Consider the following 12,212-nt stretch of genomic DNA (forward strand, 5'->3'; position numbering starts at 1 on the left):
TAAATCTGATGCTGTACTAGTCGGTACTATACAGAAAAAATAAGATGATTCGAGCGGGGATGATAATAATGAATATAAATGAACTTTTAGCATTATCCAGACCGCTTCAAGATCAGCTGATGGCTTGGCGCAGAGACTTTCATCGCCATCCTGAAACGGGTTATGAAGAGGTTCGTACATCGGGAATTGTGGCTGAACACTTACGTGAACTTGGGCTGGAAGTGATAACAAATGTAGGTAAAACCGGGGTTGTAGGTCTGTTACGAGGAAAAAGCCCGGGTCCTACAATTGGACTAAGGGCAGATATGGATGCTTTACCGATTCAGGATGAAAAAACGGTCCCCTATCGGTCACAGATTCCGGGAAAGGCACATTTATGTGGGCATGATGCCCATACCGCAATACTGATGGGAGCCGCGCAGTTACTTACGAAGCTGGAACGGCCTGAAAGAGGAAATATCAAATTTGTCTTTCAACCAGCAGAAGAAGGTTTAGCCGGGGCCAAGGCTATGATTGATGATGGTGTGTTGGAAAATCCAAAAGTAGATGCGATGGCAGGACTACATATGTTCCCGGGTCTAAAGACAGGAACACTTGGGGTCAGCAAAGGGGTAGCCTTTGCCTCCGCAGATAGCTTAACGATTAAGATTATAGGCAAAGGCGGTCATGCTGCCCGTCCGCATGAGGGGATAGACGCGATTGCCGTGTCCGCGCAGGTTATTTCTGCTCTGCAAAATATTCCAAGCCGTCTGGTTGATCCGCTTGAGACCATTGTCATTACGATCGGAAAAATTAGTGGTGGCTACATGGGGGCAGCCATTGCACCGGAAGTCGAGATGATCGGCACCGTGCGAACTTTGTCGGCAGAGTTGCGCAGCCGGATACCTGAACTGATCGAACAGGTAGTCCGTGGAGCGTGTGAATCGTTCGGAGCCGGATATGAGTTGAATTATCAGCTTGGCTACCCAGTTGTTCAGAACGACCCGGATATGGTCGATTTAATGACCGAAACCAGTGAGCAACTGTTTGGCTCCACGGAGTGGAACTACATCAAACCGTCAACAGGCGGGGAAGATTTCGCTTTTTATTGTGAGCAGGTACCCGGTGTTTTCTTCCGGTTGGGCTCGGGGAGAGGAGATGAAGCTACAAGCTACCCATTGCATCATCCCAAGTTTGATTTGGATGAATCGGTACTGCCTTATGGAGTAGCCATGATGTCGGCGATAGCGCTGAATTTTTTGAAGACAAAATAAAAATCGGGTTTGAGACGTTCAGAAGCAGCTGTGTGGCAATATACAACCTCAATGGACTGGAGTGGACAAGATGAATAGACATAAGTGGTTTACAAGCGGGATTACGTTACTGATTGCTGTGATGATCCTGGCAGGCTGCGGTGCCCCATCCACAGGCGGTAGTAAAGACAGTGCAGCATCGACATCAACTGACGGTAAAGTACTGACGATAGCGAATGCTACGGATATTGAAAGCTTTGATCCGCATAACAATAACAATACGGCGAGTGAAGCCGTTCTGGTTAACGTATTTGACTACTTGTTGAAAAATGATAGTCAGCAGAAGAAAGTACCTGGACTCGCAACTTCTTGGGAGAAGGTAAATGATACGACTTGGCGTTTTCACTTGCGCGAAGGGGTTACCTTCCATAACGGTGATCCATTCACGGCGGAAGATGTGAAGTATACGATAGAAAGAGTTGCAAAGGATAACACGCTCAAACAAAATTCCTACTTTAAAAATATTAAAGAAGTGAAAGTGGTGGATGAACATACAGCAGATATCATAACCGACGGGCCAGATCCGCTGCTGCTCAATCGTTTATCCAAAATGGGGGCTGGGATCTTACCTTCCAAATATATTGAGAAAAATGGCATAGAGGAATTCCTTAAAAATCCAATCGGTACAGGCCCTTATAAGTTTAGTCAATGGATTAAGGATGATCGTGTAGTACTGGTTAAAAACGATAAGTACTATGAAGGTCAGCCGAAATGGGATCAGGTTGTTTTTCGCTCCATCCCGGAAGCCTCTACGCGTGTATCTGAACTGCTCGCAGGCTCGATTGACATTGCTTCCGGAATCCCTTCCACCGATATAGAACGTATTCAAGGCGAAGACGGCAAGAAAATCGTGAAGGCACCGATTCAGCGTGTTCTGCAATTGATTTTACGTCAAAGTCAGGGCAATGTTACGGCTAACCCGAAAGTGAGAGAGGCGATAGACCTCGCGATTGATAAAAAGGGAATCGTGGACAGCATCGCAGGCGGTGCGGGGATTGTAACTCGTACTTCCGTTACACCAGGTAATTTTGGTGCCGATCCTTCCTTGTATGAGAAAACATTATATGATCCGACTAAGGCCAAAGAACTGCTGAAGCAGGCTGGTTACTCTGGTGAAGGTCCAGCATTAACTCTTTCAGTATCCTCAATATATAAAGAGTATGCTGAGGTCGTAGCCGCCATGTTAAATAAAGAAGGCTTCAACATTAAATTGGACGTACTGGAGCCAAGTGCTTTCAGTGAGCGTTACAGCTCCAAATCCTTTAAAGAAATGTTTATGATCGGCATTGGTAATTCCCTGTTTGATGCTTCCAATAACTATAATCGCTACCTGCTAGAAGAGGCTAAAGGCGAAACGGATTATAACAATCCGAAGGTAGAGAAGCTGTTGCAGCATGCTCTGACGAATCTGGATACAGCCTCGCGTGAAAAAGAGTATCTGCAAGTGCAACAGATATTGGCGGAAGATCGTCCGGCTGTATATCTGTTCCAAATGGAAGGGATTTATGGCACTGGTAACGGCGTGAATTTCCAACCGAGAAGCGATGAGATGTTCTACGCAGAGGATATTGCACCTGCAAAATAAATCAGAGAAGTGAACGGGCGGGGACCTCGATGCAGGTTCCTGCCCGTCCTTTTAAAAAAAGCCTGCTGGTTATGGAGGTGACGGATTGAAAACTTATATCGCCAAATCACTGCTACAGGTTATCCCTGTACTGCTGATTGTCTCTCTGATTGTATTCATCCTGGTGAGGGTAACCGGGGACCCTGTAGCCCTGATGCTGCCTGAGACTGCTACAGCCGAGGATCGTGCAGTACTGACACAAGCGCTTGGGCTGGATCAGCCCTTATATGCACAATACATTAAATTTATTGGCAGTGCCTTACAGGGCGATTTTGGCACCTCGTTTCGCTATGGTGAATCGGCTTTGCCGTTAGTGCTGGAACGGCTGCCTGCCAGCTTTGAATTGGCAGTAGCCGCCATGATTTTTGCGGTCATCATCGCAGTGCCACTGGGCGTCATCTCAGCAGTCAAACGTAATACCTTTACCGATTTAATCATTTCCAGCTTATCCGTAGTCGGAAAGGCCATGCCTAACTTTTGGATGGGGATTATGCTCATATTGTTATTCTCCGTCATGCTGGGGATGCTTCCGGTGTCCGGTCGGGGCGGGATGGAGCATTTAATACTTCCGGCCTTTACACTGGGTGTCGGTCTTTCTGCACAGATGACTCGACTCATTCGCTCCAGTATGCTGGACATTTTGAATCAGGACTATATACGAACAGCCCGAAGTAAAGGGATTCTCGAAATCGTAGTGATCGGAAAACACGCTTTTCGCAATGGATTGATTCCGGTCGTCACGATTATGAGCTTGCAATTTACGAGCTTGATCGGCGGTACACTGATTACCGAGACGGTATTTGCATGGCCGGGTTTGGGGCAGTTACTTGTCGTTGCTGTGAATACCCATGACATGGCTATCGTTCAGGCCGCTGTATTTGTGATTGCCTTTATTGTGGTTATCAGCAATATTTTAACCGATGTCGTTTACCGACTGCTTGATCCAAGAATTAAATACAACTAGAGAGGGGAGGAGGAGGTGTGGCAGGTATTCATGATGTACAAGCCCTTGGTCCAGACCCAGACCTGGATGGCAAAAAGCAAGCACAACCGTCTAGTATCAGGCGTATATGGAAGCAGCTGTTACGAAGTAAAACCGGAACGGTCGGTGCAATAATCATACTGCTCGTTTGCTTAACGGCACTATGTGCCCCTCTGCTGGCCAGTCACAATCCTGCGGATATTGACCCGCTTAATCGTCTGAAGCCGCCCATGTGGCTGGCTGGTGGATTGCCGGAGCATTGGCTGGGTACAGATAACCTGGGACGGGATATGTGGAGCCGTATCGTATACGGGGCGAGAGTTTCGCTTATCGTCGGTGTCGGTGCAGTTCTGGTCTCAGGCACGATTGGCGCGATTCTCGGACTCCTCGCCGGGTTTTATGGTAAATGGGTGGATGCCATCATTATGAGAGTTGCCGATGCCTTTTTGGCCATTCCGGCTATTCTGCTGATGCTGGTCGTCCTGGCCGTGGTAGGGCCTGGCATGACTACACTTATTTTTGTTATTGGCGTTACGAATTGGGTTTCTTATACAAGGGTAGTCCGGGGCGAGGTATTGAGTATCAAGGAACGGGACTTCGTCAAAGCAGCCAAGGCGATTGGCTCTAAAAATAGCAGGATTCTGTTGAAGCACATTTTACCCAACGTCTTGTCTTCGTTCATTGTAATTTCCGGTATGAGCGTGGCGACAACGATTATTATGGAAGCTTCTCTTAGTTTTCTCGGATTAGGGATCACACCGCCAGCAGTGTCCTGGGGTGGCATGCTGAGCGATGGGAGACAGTATGTAGCCACGAGCTGGTGGGTGGCAACGTTTCCCGGCCTGGCGATTACCATCACGGTCCTGGGCGTCATTTTCCTCGGTGACTGGCTTCGCGACGTGTTAGATCCCCACATGAAGGCGAAAGAATAACAGAAAGCGGGGGATCGGAAAAGATGACCACGAAATTGCTTGAAGTGAACCATTTGAAAACCTACTTTAAAACGGAGGATGGCATCGTGCCTTCGGTCAATGGTGTCAGCTTCACTGTGAATCCAGGCGAAACGGTGGCTATTGTTGGAGAGTCCGGTTCGGGTAAAAGTGTAACCTCCTTGTCTATTATGGGTTTAGTGGCTGCACCGGGTAAAGTCGTGGGCGGGGAGATTCTGCTTGAAGGCCGAGACTTACTCAAGCTGTCCAAGGGGGAAATGCGAAAATATCGGGGGAATGAGGTATCCATGATTTTTCAGGAGCCGATGAGTTCGCTGAATCCGGTATTTACGATTGGTAACCAAATCAGTGAGGTCATCCGGCAGCACCAGAAGCTGAGCAAATCGGAGGCACGGCAGAAAAGTATCGAGATGCTAGAACGGGTAGGCATACCTGGTGCGTCGAAAGTGGTAAGTTACTTTCCGCATCAGCTGTCTGGAGGAATGCGTCAGCGGGTGATGATCGCCATGGCCTTGGCCTGTCAGCCAAAACTGCTGATCGCTGATGAACCGACGACGGCACTGGACGTTACGATTCAGGCTCAAATTTTGAATTTAATCCACAAGCTGAGCAAGGAAGAGAATACAGGCATCATTCTCATTACGCACGATTTAGGTGTTGTCGCGGAAATGGCGGACCGGGTGGTCGTGATGTATGCCGGGGAAGTAGTAGAGGAAGCGGACGTATTTGATTTGTTTGAAAAGCCGGGTCATCCTTATACGATTGGTTTGCTAGGATCACTCCCCAAGCTTACGGAACAGAGAGAATGGCTGGCTTCCATTCCCGGTACCGTTCCTAATATGATGCAGATGCCGAGCGGCTGTCCCTTTCATCCCCGCTGTCCTTATGCCCAGGAACAGTGCACCAGGATTCATCCTGAAATACAAGCTAAGGATCAAGGACACTACGTCAGATGTCTGCGGATGGAGGAGGTGTCAGTATGAATGAGACAGCACAGGGAACACCGCTTCTCGAAGTGAATGGGCTTAAAAAATATTATCCTTTGAAAAAGGGCTGGTTTTCCCAAAAAAGCGGTTATGTACGGGCGGTTGATGGATTGAGCTTTAAGGTGATGCCGGGCGAAACCCTAGGTATTGTAGGTGAATCAGGTTGCGGCAAATCAACAACGGGACAAATGATTACACAACTGCTGGAACCCACGGCAGGCGAAATTCGTTTTCAAGGGCAAAGCCTGTCTGATTTAACGGACGAAGAAGTCCGCAAGGTCAGACGAGATTTACAGTTTGTATTTCAAGATCCCTACTCTTCTTTGAATCCGAGAATGAAGGTCTTTGACATCGTCGCCGAACCACTTCGGGTACACGGGATTGCTAAAGGGAAAGAGCTTAAAGCTGAAGTGTTTCGACTGTTGCAGACGGTAGGATTAGGTGCTCACTTAGCAGATCGGCATCCCCATGAATTCAGTGGTGGACAGCGGCAGCGGATCGGCATAGCGAGAGCGCTTGCCATGAAGCCGAAGCTCATTGTTTGCGATGAACCTGTATCCGCGCTGGATGTGTCGATTCAGGCTCAGATTTTGAATTTGCTAAAAGAGCTTCAGCAGCAGTTCCAACTTACCTACATTTTTATCGCTCACGGTCTGCCCTCCGTCAAGCATATTAGCGATCGCATCGCAGTGATGTACTTGGGAAAAATCGTGGAGCTTGCAGATCGGGATGAGTTGTTTGCACAGCCACAGCATCCGTATACCAAAGCATTGCTTGATGCAGTGCCTGTTCCAGATCCGAGGCTGCGTAAAGAACGGATAACATTGACGGGTGAAATCCCCAATCCTGCCAATCCGCCCTCGGGCTGTGCTTTTCACACGCGTTGCCCATATGCACAAGAAATATGCTGCCAACAGGGACCATTGCTCGAAGAGCATACTCCGGGGCATATTGTGGCCTGCCATTTTCCTCTGCATAAGCAGATGGCTCACGAATAGATAACCTTTGGAAGTAGGAGTTAACCGAAAAAGGAGGCTACTCATGAATAAACGACAGATTGTACCGGAGGATTTATACGGATATCAGTGGATCAGTGATCCGGCAGTAAGTTCCGATGGAACGATTGCCTACGTCCACAAAAGCATAGATCGTTCAAAGAATGACTACCATACGCACATCCGTGTCGTATCGCTTCTTGGGGCTGACGATAAGCCGTTGACCGATGGCAATAAGGATTCAGCTCCTGCCTGGTCACCTGATGGATCACAGCTTGTCTTTCTACGTATGGTGAATGGAAGCAAGCAGCTATGGATGGTTCCGGCTGATGGTGGAGAGGGACAGCGACTGACCGAGGTGAAGCGTGGAGTGGGGGCATTCGTCTGGTCGCCGGACGGGAAATATATTGTATTTACAAGTATGGTGAGTATCAACGCCGAGCGGGAAGCCATGGCGCTTGAGGAATACAGCAAGCAGTCTGGTGAGCGGGGGCGCGTCGTGGATCGCATCACTCCCAAAGCTGAGGGATCGGGCTGGTGGAACGGTCTATTTAGTCATTTATTTGTCCTGGAGCTTGAAAACGGCCGGGTAACCCCAATCACCTCGGGACCTTGGAATGCTTCTTACCCCGTATGGTCCATGGACAGCAAGCGGATTTCGTTTTTGTCCAAACGTGTAGAAGACGACAAGCTGGATGCAGACCTGTTTTCGTTTTCGGATGTGTATACGGTCGATTGCGACGGCAGTCATATGGTGAAGGTTACGGATTCCAGCTTGGCGATCAGCCAATTTTCGTATGCACCGAACGGCAAAACATTGACTCTGATCGCCAGCGATCGCATGTATGGCAGTGGTAGCCAGAATCGACTGTATACCGTGCCTGTTACGGGGGGAGCCTCGCAGCTATTGTTTCCTGAATTGGATATGCAAATCGGCAACTTCGCCTTAAGTGATATGAAATCCTTCGGCCCGTCTCCATCTCCGGTATATGCTCCTGCGAGGATGAAGTCAGAAATGTATGTGCTCGGGACGGTGCAGGGTGCTGTCCATATATACCGATTCACCATGGACGGCAGTGTTCAAGCGGTGACTACGGGAAACGATAGAGACATCTATCAGTACACGCTATCTGCTGATGGTCGCTATCTGGTTTTTGCAGCACTTGCTGTGAATCGGCCTGGAGAGCTGTATCACATGAATCTGGAGACAGGGGAAGAGAAGCAGCTCACGCACCATAACGACGATTACATGGCCTCCTTGCAGGTGAGTGTACCGGAAGTGTTTTGGTTCGAGGCTGCGGATGGATTCAAGGTACAGGGGTGGATCTTCAAACCGACTGGACTGGGCTCCGAAGACCAGGTTCCTTTGATTTTACAAATTCATGGGGGACCCCATGCGATGTATACCGGCGCATATAGTCATGAAATGCAGACACTCCTTGCACAGGGGTATGCCGTGCTGATGGCCAATCCACGCGGTAGCTTTGGTTATGGACAGGATTTTGCACGAGCCTGTCGGGGAGACTTTGGAGGAGGAGATTATCAGGATGTACTGAACGCCTTGGACTTTGCGCTGAACCAGTTTGATTATATAGATGAAACCCGTCTCGGCGTGGCTGGCGGCAGCTATGGAGGCTTAATGACCAACTGGATCATTTCTCACACGAACCGATTCCGTGCCGCCGTTACGCAGCGTTGCATCTCCAACTGGCTGTCCTTCTATGGCTTGAGTGATATCGGTATTTCGTACACGGAGGGTATCGTTGGGACTAACCCGTGGGAAAATCCTGAGCTGCTCTGGTCCAAGTCCCCACTGGCACATGTAAACAACATCGAAACTCCGCTGCTGATTTTACACGGCGAGGAAGATCTCCGCTGCCCGGTTGGACAAGGGGATGAGTTATATACAGCCCTGAAACGACTGGGCAAAACAACACGCCTCATTCGCTATCCCGGGTCCAATCATTCCTTGCTGAAGAGCGGTAAACCGTCCCTTCGTGTAGATAACTTTGAGCAAGTGGTGTCCTGGTTTAATTCCTACTTGAGTAAAGGAGCTGACTCCGATGAGTAAAGTGCAATTGTCGATGCCAGTGGCCTTTCTGATCGAACCATAGATCAGGATTATGAGCAGGATGGAATCATGTTGAATTTAAAGGGAAGATCAGTTACCATAGCTACGCCCAACAGTCCTGATGAGCATTTTTGATCGGGACTTTTTTTATTTTATGGGCTAATTAATACATTGAATTGCATCATATTTCGTTGACAGAGTCCACAAAAATCATTAATATAATTGTTGCATAAGTCCACTAAATAGGGGGAGTTATAAATCAATATAGATGCTAAGGTCATCGCAGATATGAGGCGTTTCAATCGATTTTATACCAATATACTTGGATTATTAGATAGACATGTGCTGGATAGCGGGTATTCCTTTACCGAGGCACGGGTCATTGTAGAGATCGGTATGATCGAGCCATGTATAGCCAATACGTTAGTCGATTCTCTTAAAATTGACCGCAGTTATATGAGTAGAATCATTGCTAAACTTTGCAAAGAGGGCTTCCTTGTTAAGGAAAATTCTTCGGTGGATAATAGAACAAATCTGATTCGTTTGACGCCTAAAGGAAAAGCGTTTTATCACCAACTGGATGAAAGATCTGACGAACAAGTCATAAAATTAGTTCAAGGTCTATCAGAAGAAGAGATTAAAGAATTACATACTTCTATGGTGTTCATTCAGAACAAACTAGAGAAATTGGAGAGAATACAAAATGATTAGATTTGAATGCGACTATACCGAAGGTGCCCATGAGCGTATATTAAAGCGACTATTGGAGACGAATGATGAACAAACCCCAGGCTATGGTGTGGACGAGTACTGTGAAAAAGCCAGAGCTTATATTAAAAAAGCATGTGACTCCGAAAATGCGGACGTACACTTTTTAGTTGGAGGTACACAGACCAATACAACGGTGATCTCTTTTATTTTGCGTCCTCATCAAGGGGTTATTGCTGCAAATTCTGGACATATTGCTGTACATGAGACCGGCGCGATTGAAGCTACTGGACATAAAGTACTTCCTTTGCCAAGTGAGGATGGGAAAATCCGGGCCGAACAGGTAAAAGAGCTGTATGATGCTCACTGGAATGATGGCGCTTTTGAGCATATGGTACAGCCTGGTATGGTTTATATTTCTCAGCCTACCGAGAATGGTACGCTTTATACTAAATCTGAGCTGGAAGCATTAAGTCAAGTCTGCCGGGAAGGTGGCTTACCCTTGTTTATCGACGGCGCTCGCTTAGGGTATGGTCTGGTTGCAGTGGACAACGATGCATCTTTAGCAGATATAGCAAAGCTGTGTGATGTATTTTATATCGGTGGTACAAAAATCGGAGCGCTGATGGGAGAAGCAGTAGTCATTATCAATGATGCTTTGAAAAAAGATTTTCGATACATGATCAAGCAAAAAGGGGGGCTGCTGGCGAAGGGACGAATGTTGGGTATACAGTTTGAAACTTTATTTGAAGATGGTTTATACTTTGAAATTTCCAAGCACGCTGTAGATATGGCCATGTTGATTCAAACTTCGTTAACGAAACAAGGAGTTCAATTTCTATATCATTCTACAACGAATCAGCAGTTTCCGATTTTACCAGATCGTATCTTAAAAGCACTGAGCGAAAAGTATACTTATTCCTTTTGGGAAAAAGTTGATGCTACACATAGTGCCGTTCGATTTTGTACCAGTTGGGCTACGAAGAAAGACAATGTTGAAATGCTGATTCAGGATATCAAAGCATTGCTTTAAATTTAATATGAAAATCAGTTCATAGAATCCTAAAGATGTAGAATGACTATGTAATAGGCCATACCTCGTTGCATGTATTGCAGCGAAGTATGGTTTTTTGCTGTGTGGATATAAGAATGGAAAAACAAGACTAGAATAGAAAGCGGGGTATGCGCTTCAAGCGTTTACCTCGCCTATAATACATAACTTAAAAATTGAATACATTTGTTTTTATGGAAAATATTCGATATATTAAGTGTGAGATGTATTTTTTCTAGAAAAAAAGCTACATCTTGTATGTTGTTCGTAGTTCATCATGAAAATACACCCATTTATTTCTAAAAAATTTATTATGTCGGAGGTGTAGGGATGGCACGTGTGTTGGTAGTGATCACGCCTGCTGAAGGCCATGTTAATCCGTCATTAGGATTAGTTAAGCAGCTGGTCGACAGTGGTGAGGAAGTGGATTATGTATGTACGGAGGAATTTCGTACGAGAATTCAGCCAACGGGAGCAAAACTGGTAACCTATCCTTTTGTTGCTGATGCTTTTTCCAAAGACGCTGATTTAAAGCCAGCGGAGTACAAACATCATTACCAATTTGTGTACATGATGGTGAAAGGTATGATTCAGCCGATTATTCCAGAGGTTTTGAGAGTTATAGAGAACAGGACCTATGATTATTTAATCTATGACTCTTTGATGGGCTGGGGAGGTAAGATTATAGCAGAGAAGCTGGGAATACCTGCAATATGCTCTATCGCTTCTTTTGCTTTCGTAGAACCTTTGGGGTCTGGCCAAGGCATGGATGAAAATGATCCAGAGGTAAAAAAGCTGTATACGGCTACGATGAAAGTAACGCATCAATTAGCTAGTGAGCTTCAGGTTGCCGTTCCGGCTATGGATGAGATCGCTCCACATGCCGGGCGCTTGAAAATTGTTTATACAAGCCGTTATTTTCAACCGCAAGCTGAAAAGCTGGACAACAGTTATATTTTTACAGGTCCTTCTATTGTACCACGTAAAGATGCGCCCTCTTTCCCGTTCGAACAACTTCGTGCTCTGCATCCACAGACGGTTTACATCTCAATGGGAACCATTTTGAATAAAGACCTGGAGTTTTATAAGCTTTGCTTTGCAGCATTTCACGATTTACCTGTGCAGTTTGTACTGTCTTCAGGCAGTTATACAGATATGGAGCCATTGTCGGAATCTATTCCTGACAATTTTATTATCAAGCCTTATATTCCGCAATTGGACATGCTGCAGCATGTAGACGCTTTTGTTACACATGCGGGGATGAACAGCACAAGCGAAGCCTTGTATTACAATGTGCCGCAGGTCATGATCCCTTTAACATCCGACCAGCCTATGGTGGCCAATCGGGTGCAGGAGCTGGGAGCGGGTATAGTTGTGGATAAAAATGAGCGTACACCCGCTATTTTGAGAGCTGCCTTACTAGAGGTCTTGAGTAATTCAACGTATAAGCAGCAGGCCCATGTGATTGGCGAATCATTACGTCAGGCTGGTGGGTACAGATATGCGGCAGATATCATTATGAATCATTTCTCCACAATAGAAAAATAAGGTGT

At 46.6% G+C, this 12,212-nt stretch carries 10 protein-coding genes; all 10 read left to right on the forward strand.

Translation table 11 applies throughout. The features are described from left to right. Nucleotides 1-68 precede the first annotated feature (68 nt). A complete protein-coding gene (locus ACIFQM_RS04030; protein ID WP_430043837.1) occupies nt 69-1,253 on the forward strand; it encodes a M20 metallopeptidase family protein in 1,185 nt (394 codons plus the stop codon). Between the two features lie 70 nt (nt 1,254-1,323). Next, nucleotides 1,324-2,877, forward strand: coding sequence for an ABC transporter substrate-binding protein (locus ACIFQM_RS04035; protein ID WP_430045934.1), 1,554 nt, complete (start codon nt 1,324-1,326; stop codon nt 2,875-2,877). A gap of 85 nt (nt 2,878-2,962) precedes the next feature. Beyond that, on the forward strand, nt 2,963-3,880 hold the full coding sequence (locus tag ACIFQM_RS04040) for an ABC transporter permease (protein WP_430065054.1): 918 nt from the start codon (nt 2,963-2,965) through the stop codon (nt 3,878-3,880). A gap of 17 nt (nt 3,881-3,897) precedes the next feature. After that, entirely contained in the window at nt 3,898-4,830 is a 933-nt protein-coding gene (locus ACIFQM_RS04045; RefSeq protein ID WP_044644591.1) for an ABC transporter permease, read from the forward strand. Between the two features lie 23 nt (nt 4,831-4,853). Further along, a complete protein-coding gene (locus ACIFQM_RS04050; RefSeq protein ID WP_430045933.1) occupies nt 4,854-5,831 on the forward strand; it encodes an ABC transporter ATP-binding protein in 978 nt (325 codons plus the stop codon). Beyond that, nucleotides 5,828-6,832, forward strand: a complete 1,005-nt coding sequence (locus tag ACIFQM_RS04055; RefSeq protein WP_430065056.1) for an ABC transporter ATP-binding protein — start codon at nt 5,828-5,830, stop codon at nt 6,830-6,832. The genes ACIFQM_RS04050 and ACIFQM_RS04055 overlap by 4 nt, the downstream gene beginning before the upstream one ends. A 43-nt stretch (nt 6,833-6,875) precedes the next feature. Further along, the gene (locus tag ACIFQM_RS04060; RefSeq protein WP_430043847.1) at nt 6,876-8,900 is read left to right on the forward strand and encodes a S9 family peptidase; all 2,025 of its coding nucleotides are present in this window, start codon (nt 6,876-6,878) and stop codon (nt 8,898-8,900) included. Nucleotides 8,901-9,188: 288 nt separating this feature from the next. After that, a complete protein-coding gene (locus ACIFQM_RS04065; protein WP_430043849.1) occupies nt 9,189-9,611 on the forward strand; it encodes a MarR family winged helix-turn-helix transcriptional regulator in 423 nt (140 codons plus the stop codon). Further along, complete coding sequence (locus ACIFQM_RS04070; protein ID WP_430045928.1) at nt 9,604-10,641, forward strand: threonine aldolase family protein; 1,038 nt, start codon at nt 9,604-9,606, stop codon at nt 10,639-10,641. The genes ACIFQM_RS04065 and ACIFQM_RS04070 overlap by 8 nt, the downstream gene beginning before the upstream one ends. A gap of 348 nt (nt 10,642-10,989) precedes the next feature. Then, the gene (locus ACIFQM_RS04075) at nt 10,990-12,207 is read left to right on the forward strand and encodes a macrolide family glycosyltransferase (protein WP_430045926.1); all 1,218 of its coding nucleotides are present in this window, start codon (nt 10,990-10,992) and stop codon (nt 12,205-12,207) included. The last annotated feature ends 5 nt before the right edge of the window (nt 12,208-12,212 follow it).

It is taken from the genome of Paenibacillus sp. NRS-1782 (assembly GCF_050467685.1).
Classification (GTDB): Bacteria; Bacillota; Bacilli; order Paenibacillales; family Paenibacillaceae; genus Paenibacillus; species Paenibacillus terrae_A.

Excerpts from the sequence above, each read along its gene's own strand:
- ACIFQM_RS04030 (WP_430043837.1), top strand. The coding sequence starts at position 69 with ATGAATATAAATGAACTTTTAGCATTATCCAGACCGCTTCAAGATCAG.
- ACIFQM_RS04035 (WP_430045934.1), top strand. The coding sequence starts at position 1,324 with ATGAATAGACATAAGTGGTTTACAAGCGGGATTACGTTACTGATTGCT.
- ACIFQM_RS04050 (WP_430045933.1), top strand. The coding sequence starts at position 4,854 with ATGACCACGAAATTGCTTGAAGTGAACCATTTGAAAACCTACTTTAAA.
- ACIFQM_RS04055 (WP_430065056.1), top strand. The coding sequence starts at position 5,828 with ATGAATGAGACAGCACAGGGAACACCGCTTCTCGAAGTGAATGGGCTT.
- ACIFQM_RS04060 (WP_430043847.1), top strand. The coding sequence starts at position 6,876 with ATGAATAAACGACAGATTGTACCGGAGGATTTATACGGATATCAGTGG.
- ACIFQM_RS04065 (WP_430043849.1), top strand. The coding sequence starts at position 9,189 with ATGAGGCGTTTCAATCGATTTTATACCAATATACTTGGATTATTAGAT.
- ACIFQM_RS04070 (WP_430045928.1), top strand. The coding sequence starts at position 9,604 with ATGATTAGATTTGAATGCGACTATACCGAAGGTGCCCATGAGCGTATA.
- ACIFQM_RS04075 (WP_430045926.1), top strand. The coding sequence starts at position 10,990 with ATGGCACGTGTGTTGGTAGTGATCACGCCTGCTGAAGGCCATGTTAAT.